Here is a 16,517-nt window from a genome sequence, read left to right as displayed (position 1 = left end):
CCGAAGCTGGCTCATAGTGCTGGCTCATGATCATCCGTTTCCCCGCCTGCCCCCTGGGGCATTCTAACCAGCGCAATATTGCTATCGGCAAATCCGCGAAGGCTTGCGGCGCGGGCGCGGATTTCTCTTTCAGAAACAACAGGAGTACCAAATCGGAATGACTCCGATCTCATCCCTTTGCGTCTATTGTGGGTCCTCGCGCGGGACCAATCCCAACTTCGTGCCCCTGGCCCAGGATCTCGGCCGGCAGATGGCGGAACGCAACATCCAGCTCGTCTATGGCGGCGGCCGGGTCGGCCTGATGGGCGCCTGCGCCGATGCCGTCATGGCCAACGGCGGCAAGGTTGTCGGCATCATTCCGCAACATCTGCAGGACCGCGAGATCGGCCATAGCGGCCTTACCGAACTCAAGGTGGTCGACAACATGCATACCCGCAAGCGCATGATGTTCGACCTCTCGGACGCCTTCTGCGTGCTGCCGGGGGGCCTCGGCACCCTTGAGGAACTGTTCGAGGTCGTGACCTGGCGCCAGCTCGGCATGCATGACAAGCCGATCGTCGTCCTCAATCTCGACGGCTATTGGGACCGCCTCGTCGGCATGATCGACGGCATCATCGACGATGGTTTCGCCCAGCCGGCGGCGCGCCAGTATTTCTCGGTGGTGAACTCGATCGGCCGCCTGTTCGACATCCTGGCGGCCCCGTCCGAGACCCAGGAGCCCGACCACCCCGAACAAATCTAGTCACTGGATTTAGCGTAACCGTACGCCTGAAGCGCGAACAACGCTTCCGGCCGCGACCAATGTCGACTTTGGTCTGACGCCAAAATCCTTCAATTCACCGCTTTCACCCACTAGACTGCGCCCGAATTTGAAGCCCTGCGCCAGCCGGCGCCACCCGCGAGAAGGAAAGCTGCCTCATGGCGAAAATCAAGGTCAAGACCCCGGTCGTCGAACTCGATGGCGACGAGATGACCCGCATCATCTGGGCCTTCATCAAGAACAAGCTCATCCTGCCCTATCTCGATATCGACCTAAAATACTACGACCTCAGCGTCGAGAGCCGCGACAAGACCAGTGACCAGATCACCATCGACGCCGCCAACGCGATCAAGCAATACGGCGTGGGCGTCAAATGCGCGACCATCACGCCGGATGAGGGCCGCGTGAAGGAGTTCAACCTCAAATCGATGTGGAAGTCGCCCAACGGCACGATCCGCAACATCCTCGACGGCACCGTGTTCCGCCAGCCGATCATCTGCAAGAACGTGCCGCGTTTGGTGCCGGGCTGGACCCAGCCCATCGTCATCGGCCGTCACGCTTTCGGCGATCAGTACCGCGCCACCGATTTCATCGTGCCCGGCAAGGGCAAGCTCACCATGACCTTCGTGCCGGAAGACGGCAGCGCCCCCATCGAGAAGGAGGTCTTCAAATTCCCCAGTGCCGGTGTGGCCATGGGCATGTACAACCTTGACGATTCGATCCGCGGCTTCGCACGCTCCTGCTTCAATTACGGTTTGATGCTGGGCTGGCCGGTCTATCTCTCGACCAAGAACACGATCCTCAAGATCTATGACGGCCGCTTCATGGACATCTTCCAGGAAGTCTATGACAAGGAATTCGCCGACCAGTTCAAGGCGAAGAACATCCGCTACGAACACCGCCTGATCGACGACATGGTGGCCTCGGCCCTGAAATGGTCCGGCGGCTTTGTCTGGGCCTGCAAGAACTATGACGGCGACGTGCAGTCGGACACCGTGGCGCAGGGCTTCGGCTCGCTGGGCCTGATGACCTCCGTGCTCCTCTCGCCCGACGGCAACGTGGTCGAGGCGGAAGCGGCGCACGGCACCGTGACCCGCCATTACCGCGAACACCAGAAGGGCAAGGAAACCTCGACCAACCCCATCGCCTCGATCTATGCCTGGACGCGCGGTCTCTGGTACCGCGGCAAGTTCGACAACAATCCGGAACTGCAGAAGTTCGCGACCGACCTCGAGCAGGTCTGCGTCGACACGGTCGAATCCGGTTTCATGACCAAGGATCTCGCCTTGCTCATCAGCCCGGACCAGAAATGGCTCTCCACCACCCAGTTCCTCGACAAGCTCGACGAGAACCTCAAGAAGAAGATGGCCTAAATCATGTTGAAACGCATACTCCTGGTACTGGCGCTGGTCCTCGGCACCAGCGCTCCGGCGCTCGCTCTGGATCCGGAAAACACGCTCTATCTCGACTTGAAGGATGGCCGTGTCGTCATCGAACTACTGCCGCAGGTGGCCCCCAAGACGGTTGCCCGCATGAAGGAACTGGTGCGCCAGGGCTTCTTCGACGGCACGCCAATCCACCGCGTCATCCCCGGCTTCATGGCGCAGATGGGCGATCCCACCGGCACCGGCACCGGCGGCTCGGGCCAGAACCAGCAGGCCGAGTTCAGCACGCTGAAGCATGAGCGCGGCACCGTCTCGATGGCCCGCGCGCAGGACCTCAACAGCGCCGACAGCCAGTTCTTCATCTGCTTCGCCCCGGCACCGTTCCTCGATGGTCGCTACACCATCTGGGGCCGCGTCGTCGACGGCATGCAGTTCGTCGACCGCATCAAGGCCGGCACCGAGGCAGATAACGGCGCCGTCGTGATGCCGGACAAGGTGAAGTCGATCAAGGTCGCGGCCGACGCCCCCTGAACCGATCGACATAGCTTCCAAAGAAGCCCCGGCATCCACAACGATGCCGGGGCTTTTTTTGTTGGAGTTGCGTCTCTCCCCTCACCCCAACCCCTCACCCCAACCCCTCTCCCCGCCCTGCCGACGAATGTCGGCCTTCGCCGACGGGCGGGGCGAGGGGCTTACTGCTAGGCTCGGTCGAAACTCCCTCGCCCCGTGATAGCGGGGAGAGGGTCGGGGTGAGGGGCGTCTCCGCCAAATGTTGAAACGCTCTAGCGCCGCCCCCAGGGCGACAGAAACCCCTTCGCCTGTTTCGGCACGCGCAGTGTCATGATCCGGCCAAACGCAGCCGGGAACAGGGCGATGACCATCAGCCAGCCGCCTTCGAGAGGATCGACCGACATGGCTTTCGAGATACCCATCAGGGCCAGGGCAACGGCACCCGCGATCATCGCCCGGCCGATCCAGCGCCACAGCGTGAGACCCGCCGGCGACGGCGCATGGAGATCGATATCGGGCTCAGCGCGCAGGAACACCTCGATCATCTCCATGCGCCCCGCCCAGATCGCGGCGGCGGCCGAAATGACGACCGTCGCCACGAACAGGGCGAACAGCGTGTAGCGCACGGCCAGCGGATCGGCATGGCTCGCCTCATCCAGCGCATCCAGCGCCATCAGCGGGAAATCATAGAAGCCATGCGCGAGGATGGGCAGGCCCAGCGCCAGCACGAGTGCCGCCGGAGCCAGGATATCCTTACGCCACCACCAGGCCAGGAATACGCCCATCATCATGCCGTCGATCGTGTGGCCGGGCACCGCCATCGCGCCGCGCATGAAGCCCGTCATGATCCAGTTGTCCGAACTGAGGAGATAGAGAATGTTCTCGAGGAGGGCGAAGCCGAGCCCCACCAGCACCGCGCCGCAGAAGAGATCGCCGCCCGAATCACATTGCGGATGGCGCCGGATGTAGAACCAGACGATCAGGAACTTCGCCACTTCCTCGGGGATCGCCGCCCCCATCCAGGCCTTGCTGGCGGCACCCCACAGCCCGTCATTCGGAAATCCGAGCCGCGCCAGCAGGACCGAAAAACCGATCGCGAGCGGCGCCGAGATCATTCCGCCGATAACGGCCTTCGCCCCAGGCCCAGCCCCAGGCGATGCCGAAAATGCGTGAGGAAGAAGGCGATCAGAAACAGAGGCGGCACCACGGCCGCACCCATCGTCAGCAAGAATGTCATCTACCCCCCACCACACTTGATGGTGGAGGGTAATACGTCGGCGTGGCGTCGCCAAGTGGCGGCAGGGCTGCCTATCCGCGGATGAGCAACTGGAACTCGCGCCGCGTTTCGGCATTGTCGCGGAAGGCGCCGAGCAGGGTCGAGGTCGTCATGGTGACACCCGGCTTGTTGACGCCGCGCGTCGTCATGCAATGATGCTCTGCCTCGATCACCACGCCGACACCCAAGGGGTCCAGCACATGTTGGATCGTGTTGGCGATCTGGGCCGTCATCTTCTCCTGGATCTGCATGCGGCGCGCAAAGACTTCGACCACGCGCGCCAACTTGCTGATGCCCACGACCCGCGCGCGCGGCAGATAGCCGACATGGGCGCGGCCGATGATCGGCGCCAGATGATGTTCGCAATGGCTGACAAAGGGAATGTCGCGCAGCAGCACCAGTTCGTCATAGCCTTCGATCTCTTCGAAGGTGCGCTGCAGGATGGCGACCGGGTCCTCGAAATAGCCGGCATAGAACTCGTCGAAGGATCGTGCGACGCGCTCAGGCGTTCCGGCCAGGCCCTCGCGCGCGGGGTCATCGCCGGCATAGGCGATGAGTGTCCGGATGGCGGCTTCCGCCTCGGCCTTGGCCGGGCGCCGGGCCAGCGCGGTCGAGCGCTCGGAACTCAGGGATTCGGTCAGCATCAGGTGACGATGGGCGTTCATGGCAGGGGTACTCCGTAGGATATGCTCTTCCTACGCCCCGCCACGCCGCCCGGATCATATCAGAAGGGCTGGATCAGCGGATCAACCTCCGGGACCAGCCGCAACCGTCGCCGCATCACAAACACGCTGACAATGCCGGCGCCGATCACGCTGGGGATGAGGATAAGGGCCAGCACGAAATGCGGCAGCAGGCCTTCGATTTCCGCCGGATTAAGATCCTGTCCGCGGTCAAGCACGGTCAATACCGGCACGATCAATCCCCAATCCACCGCCGTGTGTCCCAGCACCGCCACCACGAAGCCAAGGATCACGGCCAGCCAATTGAAAGTCCTGGTTTCGGCAACGCGCGCAAAGAACAGGCCCATGAGGCACCCCAGCGACGCATGCAGCAGGCTGGCCGCGAGCGAGCGGATCAGCGGCACGATGAGTGGATTGCCGATCTCCTTGCCGACCATGTCGGTGACGGCGGTGTTGAGGCTGTAGCCCATGTTCTCGACGGCGGCGAAGGCAAGCCCGCACAGAATCGGCAGGCGGAAACCGGTCGCGCGGTCCAGCTCCTGATGAAACACCGAGAAATGCTTGAGGATGAAGAACGCCGCCAGCACGGCCACGGTCTTCACCCCCTCCTCCGGCAAGCCCGCCATAGTAAGGCTGATCCTGAAGGCGTCGATGAGATCGGGATCTTCCGGCAGGACCAGCTTGTCCCTGAGGTGGAACATCAGCAGCAAAGGCAGCGGCGACAATGCCCCCAGGAACAGGGTCAGCGCCACCACGCGCCACTTGGTGCGCACCGGCAGCAGAAGCTGCGCGAGCAAGACCCAGCCCGCGGTGATGACCAGGATGATGAGAAAGGCAGCGATGATCGACCCCATGATGTAACCGCCGCCTTTATGATCTGCTTAAGCTGCCTTGACGCGGTCGCGCAGCAAGTTCTCGACGGCGCTCAAGGCGTCCTTGGCTCGGCCGCCATCGGGGCCGCCGGCCTGGGCCATGTCGGGCCGCCCGCCGCCACCCTGCCCGCCGATGGCCGCCGCGGCAGCCTTCACCAGATCGACCGCGCTGAAGCGGCTGGTGAGATCGTCGGTGACCGCCACCACGATCGAGGCCTTGCCCTCAGCCGTTGCCACCAGCGCCACGACGCCGGAGCCAAGCTGCTTTTTGAAAGCATCCGCCATGCTTTTCAGTTCCTTGGCCGGAACCCCGTCAAGCACGCGCGCCGACAGCTTGACGCCGCCGACATCGAGCACGTCGGATGCGGACCCGCTGCCGCCCGTGGCAATCTGCTTGCGCGCTTCAGAGAGGTCACGCTCCAGCTTCTTGCGTTCCTCGATGAGGCTCAAGATGCGCGCTGGCAATTCCTGCGGCATGGCCTTGATCGCGGCTGCTGCTTCCAGCAATTGCTTCTGCTGCTCGGCGACGAACTGCTCCGCCGCGGCACCGGTCACGGCCTCGATCCGGCGGAGGCCAGCGCCGACGGCGCCTTCCGAGACGATCTTGATGAAGCCGATATCCCCGGTCCGGTGCACATGGGTGCCACCGCATAATTCGGTCGAGAATTCCTTCACTTCTTCATCCGCACGGCCACCCATCGAGACGACGCGCACTTCCTCGCCATATTTTTCACCGAACAGCGCCATGGCGCCGGCCTTGATGGCGTCGTCGGGTGTCATCAGATGCGTCGCGACATCGGCATTGGCGCGGATGCGGCGGTTCACTTCATGCTCGACCCAGGCAATGTCCTCACCCGTCATGCCCTTGGTGTGCGAGAAGTCGAAGCGCAGGCGGTCAGGCGCCACCAGCGAGCCTTTCTGGGTCACATGGGTGCCCAGACGGCGGCGCAAGGCTTCATGCAGCAGATGCGTCGCCGAATGATGCGCCCGCAGGCCGGAACGGCGCGCATGGTCGACCTTCATCTCGACCGCATCGCCGTTTTTCAAGACACCCTTGGTGACCTTGCCAAGATGGACATGGAGATCACCCAGCTTCTTCTGCGTGTCGCTGATCTCGATTTCAGCGCCCGTCGCGGAGACCAGCTTGCCGCCATCGCCCATCTGGCCGCCGGATTCGCCATAGAACGGCGTCTGGTTGGTGATGATGGCAATCTCGTCGCCGGCTTTCGCCTCTGCAACTTCCTGGCCGTTTTTGACGATGGTCAGTACCTGACCTTCCGCCTTCTCGGTCGAATAGCCGAGGAAGTCCGTGGCACCCAAACGCTGGCGGATTTCGAACCAGATCTTCTCGGTGGCGGCTTCGCCGGAACCGCCCCAGGCGGCGCGGCTGCGCTCACGCTGCTTTTCCAGTTCCACGTTGAACCCGTCGAGATCGACCTCGATGCCCCGGTCGCGCAGGATGGATTGCGTGAGATCGAGCGGGAAGCCGCGGCTGTCGGAGAGCGCAAAGGCGACGCTGCCCGAAAGCTTGCCGTCTTTGGTGAGGCCCGATTTCGAGCCGATCGCAATTTCCAACTCCTTGAGCCCGGTATCGAGCGTCGTCTTGAAGCGCGATTCCTCCAGCTTCAAGGTTTCGCTGATGGCGCTCTCGGCGCGGCCCAGTTCCGGATAGGCGAGGCCCATCTCGGTCACCAGCGCCGGCACCAGCTTCCACATCAACGGGGCCTTGCAGCCCAGTATATGCGCATGGCGCATGGCGCGGCGCATGATCCGGCGCAGCACATAGCCGCGGCCCTCATTCGACGGCATGACGCCGTCGGCGATGAGGAATGCGCTTGAGCGCAGATGGTCGGCAATGACCCGGTGGCTGACATTCATCGGCCCGTCGGGATCGGTGTTCGAGGCATGCGCCGGCGCTTCGATCAGCATGCGCATGAGGTCGATGTCGTAATTGTCGTGCTTCCCCTGAAGCACCGCGGCCAGGCGCTCCAGCCCCATGCCGGTATCGATCGAGGGTCGCGGCAGGCTCACCCGCTCGGTCTTCGTCAGTTGCTCGAACTGCATGAAGACGAGGTTCCAGATCTCGATGAACCGGTCGCCATCGGCATCCGGCGAACCCGGGGGGCCACCCGCCACCTTGTCGCCATGGTCATAGAAGATCTCCGAGCACGGCCCGCAGGGACCGGTATCGCCCATCGCCCAGAAATTGTCCGAGGTCGGAATGCGGATGATCTTGGAATCGGAAAGGCCCGCGATGCGCTTCCACAGGCTATGGGCCTCGTCATCGTCGACATAGACGGTGACGGTCAGCTTGTCCTTGGGCAGCCCGTATTCCTTGGTGATGAGGTTCCAGGCCAGTTCGATCGCGCGTTCCTTGAAATAGTCGCCGAAGCTGAAATTTCCCAGCATTTCGAAGAAGGTGTGGTGCCGCGCGGTATAGCCGACATTCTCCAGGTCGTTATGCTTCCCACCGGCCCGGACGCATTTCTGGGCGGTCGAGGCGCGGACATAATCCCGCTTTTCCTGGCCGGTGAAGACGTTCTTGAACTGGACCATGCCCGAATTCACGAACATCAAGGTGGGGTCGTTCCGCGGCACCAGGGGTGACGAGGACACGATTTCGTGGCCTTCCCGGCGGAAGTAATCGAGGAAAACGCGGCGGATATCGTTGGCGGTCTGCATCGTCTGGGTCCGAAACTCTTACCTGGGCAAAAAAGGGGCCGCTTTGCTGCGGCGCGAAGGGCGATTATTTAGAGTTTTTCCAGGCTAAACAAGGCATTTGAGGTCGCCAGACCCCGGTTTCCGGCGGTTTTGGCGGGCGCCCGCTGCATGGCTCGCCGGCGCCGGATGACCGCACCGCTATATCCCTGTCGGTTTTGGGGAGGAAATCCAAGAGCGGCCATCCTATATTCCGGCCATGAACAGCCAGCTCGCCAGTTCCCCCAAACCGGGTGCGCCAGCGCCCATGGTCGATCCGTTCGGCCGCCGCATCAGCTATCTGCGCGTGTCCGTGACCGACCGCTGCGATTTCCGCTGCGTCTATTGCATGTCCGAGGACATGACCTTCCTGCCCAAGGCCGAGATCCTCAGCCTCGAGGAACTGGACCGCCTGTGCAGCGCCTTCGTCGGTGTCGGCGTCAAGAAGCTGCGCCTGACCGGCGGCGAGCCGCTCGTCCGCAAGGGCATCATGCAGCTCATCCGCAACCTCTCCCGCCATCTCAAGACCGGCGCCCTGGAGGAACTGACCCTCACCACCAATGGCAGCCAGCTCGGGAAATACGCCCAGGAGCTCGCCGATTGCGGCGTGCGCCGCATCAACGTCTCGGTCGATTCCCTCGACCCCGACAAGTTCACCCGCATCACCCGCTGGGGCAAGCTGCAGCCGGTGCTCGACGGCATCGCCGCCGCGAAGGCCGCCGGCATCAAGGTGAAGCTCAATACCGTGGCGCTCAAGGGCGTCAATGACGACGAGTTCTATAACCTCGTTGAATGGTGCGGCGAGAACGGCCACGAGATCACCTTCATCGAGGTGATGCCGATGGGCGATATCGGCGGCGAGAACCGGCTCGACCAGTTCTACCCGATCTCTCTCCTGCGCAGCCATCTCGGGAAGCGCTGGACCCTGCAGGAAAGCGGCCATAACAGCGGCGGCCCGGCACGTTACGTGACGCTTGCCGAAACCGGCCAGCGCGTCGGCTTCATCACGCCGCTCACCCATAATTTCTGCGAATCCTGCAACCGCGTGCGCCTCACCTGCACCGGCACGCTCTATATGTGCTTAGGGCAGGACGATGCCGCCGATCTGCGCGCACCCTTGCGCCAGAGCGAGTCAGACGAATCGCTGCTCGAAGCCATCCGCGAAGCGATCGCCCGCAAGCCCAAGGGCCACGACTTCATTATCGACCGCAATCACAGCGGCCCGGCGGTCGAACGCCATATGAGTGTCACGGGCGGCTAAGCCGCGTCAGTCGATGATCACCTGGTGGCAGAACTGCTTGCCGTCCGAGATGGTCACCTGGGTGAACCCCAACAGCTTCAGGAGATCGAAGAACGTCGCCTCTTCCGGCTGCGTGTTCTTCTGGAAGAACGGCGTCGAGCGCGCAATGAGCGTCATGCTCGCGAACAGGGCGCGCGCGCGATAGATGGTGTCGAGCGATCCGTCGCGCAGGCCCGTGATGATCAGCTTCTGGGCGTTTTCGCCTTTGGCGAAGATCGCGTAATCCGGGGCGAACTGGCCGGAAACGAGCTGGCGCGCCATGCCGATGACGAAGCCCTGGCGGCGAATCTCGTCGCTGTCGGGCAGCGTCACGACCCGGCTCACATAATGCTCGACGGTCTGCGGAGTCGGATAATAGTAGCCCTCGTGGTGATCGCCGACCTCGTCATCGCCGGCGATATCGAGCGCGATCGTCTCCTGCATGTTCTCCTGGGCCAGGGCCGGGACTGCTCCCATCGCCAGCGTCACACCCAAGCCACAGACCAAAGCCAGATAGACGCGCCGCATATTCTGCCCCCGATTACCCCTGATTTTCAGGGGCTACACTGCAATGCGTCCCCGATTTTGACAAGGGCGGCTTTGGCAAGCGACCCTGCCCCCGCTATACTGCCGCCGCCCGCCAACCGGAGCCAGATCACTTTGAACACCCTCAACACCGCGCCCAGCATCGCCTTTGTCGCCGCCGACTCGCCCGACGCCAGGGCCGCCTTCGCCGAACTCACCGCCCGCTATGGGGCCGGCGATCCGACCCATGCCGACGTGGTCGTGGTGCTGGGGGGCGACGGCACCATGCTGCGCGCACTCCATGACACGATGAACCGGCGCGTGCGCATCTTCGGCATGAATTGCGGCACCGTGGGGTTCCTCATGAACCGCTACGATACCAGCGGCCTGGTCGAGCGCATCCAGCGCGCCGAGCAGGTGATCCTCCACCCGCTGCAATTGACCGCCAAGACCGGCGACGGGCAGGAGCACCGCCTGGTCGCCATCAACGAAATCTCGCTGCTGCGCGAAACGGCCCAGGCCGCCAAGATCAGCATTGAGATCGACGGTCGCGAACGCATGAACGAGCTGGTCTGCGACGGCGTCCTGGTGGCAACCCCCGCCGGCAGCACCGCCTACAATCTCTCCGCCCACGGCCCGATCCTGCCGCTGGCGTCTGGTGTGCTGGCCTTGACGCCGATCAGCGCCTTCCGGCCCCGCCGCTGGCGCGGCGCCATCCTGCCCCAGCGCGCCAAACTCCGCTTCATCATCCGCGAACCGGACCGCCGCCCGGTCAGCGCCACCGCCGATTTCAACGAGATCCGCGAGGTGACCGAGGTGACCGTCTGCCAGGACCCCAACACCTCCCTCACCCTGCTGTTCGATCCCGAACATCATCTCGAGGAGCGGATCCTGCAGGAGCAGTTCCAGGCTTAAGGGACTTGCACCTGCGCTCTGGCAAACTTGCAGATATCCCCGATTAACTGGTCAATATCCCCCTTTAACTGACCGAAACCGGCGTGTTTTTCGATCCGGTCCTCGTCCATGTAAAGGCCGCGATTGACCTCGATCTGCAGGGAATGGCGCCCTTCCAGCGGCCGCCCGAACCGCTCGATGAGCTCCGCCCCCTTGAACGGGTGGTTGATCTGCACCGAATAACCCATATTTCTCAAGCACTCAGCGACGAACTCGGTGAAGGCGGGATCGCAGCTCTCCTCCCTCCCGGTCGCCCAGCACGAAATCATCGCGCGGCACCGGCTTCCCCCCCTGCCGCCCGGTGGTGCGCATCGAATGACAGTTCACATGCCACACCGCCCCAAAACCGGAAACCCTTGAATCCAGCATGTTTTCCAGCTCGGCATAGTAGGGCCGGTGATAACTTTCGATGCGCGCCATGATCTCGCCCACGGAAAGCGGCCGGTCATAGATATGCATCCGCCCCTTGATCAGCCGGCGGATAAGTCCCAGTCCCATCTCGGATTTTTCAGTGGCCCGCACCGGCCGCGGCCACGGCTCGCTCAGCATGTCGCTGTCGATTTCATCCTCATGCCGGTTGGGGTCGATATAGGCACGCGGAAACAGCGCCTTCAGGAACCCGGCCCCCAGATCTGGCGCCCCCTCATAGAGATCATCGACAAAAGCATCCTCCGCCCGCCGCAACACATCGCGCGGCACGGCATGATCGAAATCGCCGGGATAGTCGTAGCCGCTATGCGGTGAATCGAACACGACCGGCGCCGAATCCATATCTGGCGCAGGTTCATAGCGGACCAGAATGCCCGGCAGATGCATCTTTTGTGGTGTCAAAACAACTCCCGGCAATCCTTGCCATTCCTTGCTTCCCCGGTATGCTTTCCCAATCGCTTCGTCAATACCGCTCGCATGTTCCGGGAGTTTCATCTTGGCGTCACGCCCACAGAGTCTCGATCTCATCCGCCGCCTGATCGCGTTCGACACGACCAGCCGCAATTCCAACCTCGAGCTGATCGACTTCCTGCGCAACTATCTCGGCGATCACGGCATCAAAAGCGAGTTGATCTTCGACGTCACCGGCAAGAAGGCCAATCTCTACGCCACCATCGGCCCGGATGACCGCGCGGGTTATGCGCTTTCCGGCCATACCGACGTCGTGCCGATCGATGGCCAGGATTGGTCAAGCGATCCCTGGACGGTGAAGGAAGAAGGCGACCGCCTCTATGGCCGCGGCACCTCCGACATGAAGGGGTTTCTCGGCGTCGTGCTAAACGCGGTGCCGGAACTCAGCCGTCGCCAGCTCTCGACACCGGTCCATCTCCTCTTCTCCTATGACGAGGAGGTTGGCTGCCTCGGCGTGCGCCGCGCCCTCGAGGTCATCAAAGACCTGCCGGTGAAGCCGAAGGGCTGCGTCATCGGCGAACCTACCTCGATGAAAGTTGCCATCGCGCATAAGGGCAAGACCAGCCTGCGCTGCCATGTGCATGGCCTGGAATGCCATTCATCCCTCGCCCCCAAGGGCGTCAATGCGGTGGAATATGCGGCCGAGCTGATCAGCTATCTGAAGCGCATGGGTCGCCGCTTCGCGGCACAGGGCCCGTTCGATCAGGATTACGACGTGCCGCACACCACCGTCCATACCGGCATCGTCAAGGGGGGCACGGCGCTCAACATCGTGCCCAAGGATTGCAGCTTCGATTTCGAGTTCCGCTATCTCCCGGTGCAGAATCCGGCCGATCTGGTGGCCGAGGTGAAGCGCTTTGCCGATGAGGAACTGGCCAAGGAAATGCGCGCCATCAATGGCGAATGTGGCTTTTCCTGGCAGCAGATCTCGGCCTTTCCCGGCCTCGACACGGCGGAAGATGCCGAGATCACGGTCATCGCCAAGGCACTGACCCAGGCAAATGACACGATCAAGATCGCGTTCGGCACCGAAGGCGGGCTCATCCAGCAGATCGACATCCCGACGGTGATCTGCGGCCCGGGTTCGATCGAACAGGCGCACAAGCCCAACGAATGGGTGATGCTGGAACAGATCGCACAGTGTGAGGCGTTCCTCGAACGCCTCACTGCGCGGGTATCGTCCTAGAGGCTGTGCCGCTTGCGCCAATCGACCGGATAGAGCGCGTAGCAGACGATGGCCTTCTCGCCCTCATAAGTGATCGGCGTCTTCTCAGGCAGCCAGATGACGTCGCCGGGGCCTGCCTCGATGACGCCGCCCGGATGCTTCAGGCGGAACCAGCCCCTATGACGATGATCATCTCGTCATAGAGCACGGTCCATTGGATCGAGCAGCCATCGAACTTCGCGATGCCAACGCCCATGGTCGAGGACATGTCCGGCCCGACCAGGCGACTGATTTCAGCGGTACCGGGCGGTCCGCCATAGGCCTCGAATTTCATCTCGGCGCGCTTGTAGTGTTTGACCTCGGCCATGCCGACCTCCCTCAGGTGAGATGCGCGGACTCCAGGGCCGGATCCGGCTTCTTCGCTTTCAACATCTGCAATTCAGACATCACAATGCCAGCAATGACAAGCAGGCCGCCGATCATTTGCATCACCGTGGGTGCTGTGCCCGACAGCGCGAAGATTCCGATCGCCACCACCGGCACCAGATTGAGGTAGAGGCTGGCAATGACGACGCCCGCGCGCTTCACGCCGAAATTCCACAGATAGACCCCGAACGCCACCAGCACGATGGTCATCCAGGCGAAGATGAGCCAGTCCACAAGGTTGTCGGGCAGCGGTGGCGGGAAATGCGCACCGCCCAGCAGCGCCGCCACGCCGTAGATGACGACCAGCCCAACGCCGCCAGTGCTCATCGTCATCGTGGTGATGCGCAGTTGCGACCAGCCACGGCACCAGTTCTGTGCCGCGGTCGAATACCAGGACCAGCAGGCAAAGGCGATGACGATCAGGATCTCGCCACCGCGAAAATCGAACATGTCGCCTGCCCCGAAATGGACCGTGGCCAGGGCACTTCCCAGGATGGCCAAGGTGATGGCCGGCACCATACGCGGGTTGACAGGCACGCGGAATACGATGCGGTCGACGATCGCCGCCACGGCCGGCGAAGTGGCGCTGAGGATAGCCGCGGTGATTGGATGGCAATTGTAGACGCCAATGGTGTAGAGCGCCGAATAGCAGCCGATGCCGATGATGCCCAATGGCCAGACCCGCCAACCACCGGCCTTCGGGACGTCTTTGCCTCGCGCCTGCCCTGCCGGCACGACCGTGCGCTGCCGTTCGAGCAATGAGAGCGCCGCCCACATGATCGGCACCGCGCCCAGATAGCGAAAGGCCGCCAGGAAATAGGGATCCCAGCGCTGCAGCAGATGGTTCACCACAGGCACCATCGTGCCCCAGAGCAGGGCAAGCAGCAGGAGGCCGAAATAGCCGATCCATTTCGCCATGATTGATCGTCACCCGAGTCGGTTGCGGGAAAGCGCTGTCAAAATCTCGGCTCGACACTATCTGAAAGCTTGCTTATGGTCGTCACGCTTGTGACGGGGAACGACCATTTTCACGCTGCCCTAATTGAGCGAAGCGACTGCTGACACGACCACAATGACGACCACTGGGGGAGAGCCCCAGCCATCCGATACCTACCGATCGAACCCAGGCGACCATTAGGGGAGAGCCCTAAGCGACGAAACCCAGGAACGGAATTTTCCAATGCATGAGGATGCAACCGACGACAGCGACATCAAGATCGATGGCGCCATCTCCCGCAAGAGCCCCTACGGCCTTGCCTATGAACCGACCTTCGCCGGCGTACTCTCCTTCATGCGTCGCAGCTACGGCAAGAATCTGAAAGGCGCCGATCTGGTCATCAGCGGCGTGCCGCTCGACCTGGCCGTGACGCACCGGCCGGGTGCGCGCCTTGGGCCGCAGGGCATCCGCCTTGCCTCCGCCGAAGTGGCGTCGCTCAAACCCTATCCCTGGGGTTTCGATCCGTTCGAAAACCTTGCCGTGATCGATTACGGCGATTGCTATCTCGACGTTCACAACCCGATGACAATCCACGACGCCATCGTCGATCATGCGCGCCACATCCTGAAATCGGGCGCGCGCATGCTGACCTTCGGTGGCGACCACTACGTCACCTATCCACTGCTCAAGGCCCATGTCGAAAAGTTCGGCAAGCCGCTCTCGCTCATCCATTTCGATGCCCATTGCGACACCTGGGCCGATGATGTCCCCGGCTCGCTCAATCATGGCTCAATGTTCTACAAGGCGGTCAAGGACGGGCTCATCGACGTCGAACATTCCGTGCAGATCGGCATCCGCACCTGGAACGACGACTTCATGGGCATCAACATCCTGGATGCCGCCTGGGTACATCGCCACGGCACCGACGCCGTCATTGCCGAAGTGAACCGCATCGTCGGCAACCGGCCGGCTTACTTCACCTTCGACATCGATTGCCTCGATCCGGCCTTTGCGCCCGGCACCGGCACGCCGGTCTCGGGTGGCCTGTCGGCTGCGCAGGGGTTGGCCATCGTGCGAGGCTTCACCGAGCTCAATCTCGTTGGCATGGATGTCGTGGAAGTGGCCCCAGCTTATGACCAGAGCCAGATCACGGCGCTGGCGGCAGCCCACATCGCCTGCGACCTCATCTGCCTGTTTGCCAAGCGCAAGGCCGACGGCAAATTGACGTAGCCTACAAACTGCAGGCGTGACCGCTTAAGTCACAGAAACTGAGCGCCGCGCCTGCAGGATGCGCCATTCCGAATAGACGATCCCCAGCAGGACCAGGCCGCCGCCCAGCAATTGCTGCGTCGTGGGTTTCGCATCATGGCTCAACACCAGAATTGCAATTGCCACAACCGGCGTGAGGTTGACATAGAGCGAAGCCGTGACGACACCCACCGCGCGCACACCGGCATTCCACAGCACGACGCCCAACACCATCACCGTGATGATGTACCAGAGCAGGCTATAGCCTTCGATCGGCGCCTCGGGCCAGGCCGGTGGAAACTGTGCCGGTCCGACGACAGACAGCAGCAGGTAGATCGCGGTCGTTACAACGCCGGACGTGGCCATGGTGACGAAGGTGATGCGCGCCTGAGTCCAGTCTGGGCACCAGCGTTGCGCCACGGTCGAATACCAGGCCCAGCAGATAACCGAGAGCAGGATCAAGACCTCGCCGCCACCAAAGGCGATGCCATCATCGCCTGCACCGGGATCGATCGAGGCGAGCGCACAGCCGGCGGCACTGGCGATGAGGCCCGGCACCATGAGGCGATTGAAGGGAAGACGGAAGAAGACCCGGTCGGTGACCGCGGCCACCGCGGGTCCGGTCGCGGTAACGATGGCCGCCAGCACCGGATCGCTGAACTGGACGCCAACGGCGTAAAGGATCGCAAAACCGCCATTGCCGATGACACCGAAAGTCCAAATGCGCCACGCGGCCACCGGCGCCGGCTTTGCACGCCCGCGTTCGGTCCACAGCACGAGGAGCCACAGCAGGGGAACAGCACCCAAAGTCCGAATGGCGACCAGAAAGTAGGGGTCCCAGCGTTCCAGCTGATACTTGGTCAATGGGATCATGCCGCCCCAAAAAAGAGCTACCAGCAG

14 protein-coding genes and 2 pseudogenes are annotated in these 16,517 nt (G+C 62.6%); 7 read left to right on the top strand and 9 right to left on the bottom strand.

The features are described from left to right. Window positions 1–157 precede the first annotated feature (157 nt). The 3 genes from IPK59_00385 to IPK59_00375 all read left to right on the top strand — a co-directional run bounded on the left by IPK59_00385 (window position 158) and on the right by IPK59_00375 (window position 2,676). A complete protein-coding gene (locus IPK59_00385) occupies window positions 158–742 on the top strand; it encodes a TIGR00730 family Rossman fold protein (GenBank protein MBK8157321.1) in 585 nt (194 codons plus the stop codon). 176 nt (window positions 743–918) lie between these two features. Beyond that, a complete protein-coding gene (locus IPK59_00380) occupies window positions 919–2,133 on the top strand; it encodes an NADP-dependent isocitrate dehydrogenase (protein ID MBK8157320.1) in 1,215 nt (404 codons plus the stop codon). A 3-nt stretch (window positions 2,134–2,136) separates the two neighbouring features. After that, on the top strand, window positions 2,137–2,676 hold the full coding sequence (locus tag IPK59_00375; protein MBK8157319.1) for a peptidylprolyl isomerase: 540 nt from the start codon (window positions 2,137–2,139) through the stop codon (window positions 2,674–2,676). Window positions 2,677–2,927: 251 nt separating this feature from the next. Here IPK59_00375 and IPK59_00370 read toward each other — a convergent pair whose 3' ends face one another. The 4 genes from IPK59_00370 to alaS all read right to left on the bottom strand — a co-directional run bounded on the left by IPK59_00370 (window position 2,928) and on the right by alaS (window position 8,168). Then, the gene (locus IPK59_00370; GenBank protein ID MBK8157318.1) at window positions 2,928–3,770 is read right to left on the bottom strand and encodes a PrsW family intramembrane metalloprotease; all 843 of its coding nucleotides are present in this window, start codon (window positions 3,768–3,770) and stop codon (window positions 2,928–2,930) included. A gap of 193 nt (window positions 3,771–3,963) precedes the next feature. After that, window positions 3,964–4,596: a GTP cyclohydrolase I FolE gene (gene folE / locus IPK59_00365; GenBank protein MBK8157317.1), complete on the bottom strand. Its 633-nt coding sequence runs from the start codon at window positions 4,594–4,596 to the stop codon at window positions 3,964–3,966. Between the two features lie 59 nt (window positions 4,597–4,655). Continuing rightward, complete coding sequence (locus tag IPK59_00360) at window positions 4,656–5,468, bottom strand: PrsW family intramembrane metalloprotease (protein ID MBK8157316.1); 813 nt, start codon at window positions 5,466–5,468, stop codon at window positions 4,656–4,658. Between the two features lie 27 nt (window positions 5,469–5,495). Further along, window positions 5,496–8,168 carry an alanine--tRNA ligase gene (alaS, locus tag IPK59_00355; protein MBK8157315.1) on the bottom strand — a complete coding sequence of 891 codons (2,673 nt, stop codon included), beginning with the start codon at window positions 8,166–8,168 and terminating at the stop codon, window positions 5,496–5,498. Window positions 8,169–8,451: 283 nt separating this feature from the next. On the opposite strand from alaS, the gene moaA reads away from it, so the two are divergent. Then, the gene (moaA, locus tag IPK59_00350; protein ID MBK8157314.1) at window positions 8,452–9,444 is read left to right on the top strand and encodes a GTP 3',8-cyclase MoaA; all 993 of its coding nucleotides are present in this window, start codon (window positions 8,452–8,454) and stop codon (window positions 9,442–9,444) included. A 6-nt stretch (window positions 9,445–9,450) separates the two neighbouring features. Here the strand turns inward: moaA and IPK59_00345 are convergent, their stop codons facing one another. Beyond that, entirely contained in the window at window positions 9,451–9,807 is a 357-nt protein-coding gene (locus tag IPK59_00345; GenBank protein MBK8157313.1) for a hypothetical protein, read from the bottom strand. 3 nt (window positions 9,808–9,810) lie between these two features. Between IPK59_00345 and IPK59_00340 the strand changes: the two genes are divergently transcribed. Then, window positions 9,811–10,902, top strand: a complete 1,092-nt coding sequence (locus IPK59_00340) for an NAD kinase (GenBank protein ID MBK8157312.1) — start codon at window positions 9,811–9,813, stop codon at window positions 10,900–10,902. Here the strand turns inward: IPK59_00340 and IPK59_00335 are convergent. Further along, a pseudogene (locus IPK59_00335) lies at window positions 10,899–11,757 on the bottom strand (N-formylglutamate amidohydrolase). The gene IPK59_00340 and the pseudogene IPK59_00335 overlap by 4 nt on opposite strands. Between IPK59_00335 and argE the strand changes: the two are divergent. Then, the gene (gene argE / locus IPK59_00330) at window positions 11,741–13,027 is read left to right on the top strand and encodes an acetylornithine deacetylase (protein ID MBK8157311.1); all 1,287 of its coding nucleotides are present in this window, start codon (window positions 11,741–11,743) and stop codon (window positions 13,025–13,027) included. The pseudogene IPK59_00335 and the gene argE overlap by 17 nt on opposite strands. Here the strand turns inward: argE and IPK59_00325 are convergent. Then, a pseudogene (locus IPK59_00325) lies at window positions 13,024–13,373 on the bottom strand (ethanolamine utilization protein EutQ). The gene argE and the pseudogene IPK59_00325 sit on opposite strands and share 4 nt — an antisense overlap. A gap of 11 nt (window positions 13,374–13,384) precedes the next feature. Beyond that, on the bottom strand, window positions 13,385–14,350 hold the full coding sequence (locus tag IPK59_00320) for an EamA family transporter (protein MBK8157310.1): 966 nt from the start codon (window positions 14,348–14,350) through the stop codon (window positions 13,385–13,387). Window positions 14,351–14,612: 262 nt separating this feature from the next. Between IPK59_00320 and speB the strand changes: the two genes are divergently transcribed. Beyond that, complete coding sequence (gene speB, locus IPK59_00315; GenBank protein ID MBK8157309.1) at window positions 14,613–15,599, top strand: agmatinase; 987 nt, start codon at window positions 14,613–14,615, stop codon at window positions 15,597–15,599. A 24-nt stretch (window positions 15,600–15,623) separates the two neighbouring features. On the opposite strand, the gene IPK59_00310 is transcribed toward speB, so the two are convergent. Beyond that, window positions 15,624–16,490 carry a DMT family transporter gene (locus tag IPK59_00310; GenBank protein MBK8157308.1) on the bottom strand — a complete coding sequence of 289 codons (867 nt, stop codon included), beginning with the start codon at window positions 16,488–16,490 and terminating at the stop codon, window positions 15,624–15,626. Window positions 16,491–16,517 lie beyond the last annotated feature (27 nt).

It is taken from the genome of Rhodospirillaceae bacterium (genome assembly GCA_016712715.1).
Lineage (GTDB): Bacteria > Pseudomonadota > Alphaproteobacteria > Dongiales > Dongiaceae > Dongia.
The sequence above is the reverse complement of the archived record's forward strand: the minus strand, read 5'-3'. Positions and strand labels throughout refer to the sequence as shown.

Excerpts from the sequence above, each read along its gene's own strand:
- IPK59_00310 (MBK8157308.1), bottom strand. The coding sequence starts at position 16,490 with ATGATCCCATTGACCAAGTATCAGCTGGAACGCTGGGACCCCTACTTT.
- IPK59_00375 (MBK8157319.1), top strand. The coding sequence starts at position 2,137 with ATGTTGAAACGCATACTCCTGGTACTGGCGCTGGTCCTCGGCACCAGC.
- IPK59_00320 (MBK8157310.1), bottom strand. The coding sequence starts at position 14,350 with ATGGCGAAATGGATCGGCTATTTCGGCCTCCTGCTGCTTGCCCTGCTC.
- moaA (MBK8157314.1), top strand. The coding sequence starts at position 8,452 with ATGGTCGATCCGTTCGGCCGCCGCATCAGCTATCTGCGCGTGTCCGTG.
- IPK59_00385 (MBK8157321.1), top strand. The coding sequence starts at position 158 with ATGACTCCGATCTCATCCCTTTGCGTCTATTGTGGGTCCTCGCGCGGG.
- alaS (MBK8157315.1), bottom strand. The coding sequence starts at position 8,168 with ATGCAGACCGCCAACGATATCCGCCGCGTTTTCCTCGATTACTTCCGC.
- IPK59_00370 (MBK8157318.1), bottom strand. The coding sequence starts at position 3,770 with ATGATCTCGGCGCCGCTCGCGATCGGTTTTTCGGTCCTGCTGGCGCGG.
- IPK59_00340 (MBK8157312.1), top strand. The coding sequence starts at position 9,811 with ATGCTCGACGGTCTGCGGAGTCGGATAATAGTAGCCCTCGTGGTGATC.
- argE (MBK8157311.1), top strand. The coding sequence starts at position 11,741 with ATGCCCGGCAGATGCATCTTTTGTGGTGTCAAAACAACTCCCGGCAAT.
- speB (MBK8157309.1), top strand. The coding sequence starts at position 14,613 with ATGCATGAGGATGCAACCGACGACAGCGACATCAAGATCGATGGCGCC.
- folE (MBK8157317.1), bottom strand. The coding sequence starts at position 4,596 with ATGAACGCCCATCGTCACCTGATGCTGACCGAATCCCTGAGTTCCGAG.
- IPK59_00360 (MBK8157316.1), bottom strand. The coding sequence starts at position 5,468 with ATGGGGTCGATCATCGCTGCCTTTCTCATCATCCTGGTCATCACCGCG.
- IPK59_00380 (MBK8157320.1), top strand. The coding sequence starts at position 919 with ATGGCGAAAATCAAGGTCAAGACCCCGGTCGTCGAACTCGATGGCGAC.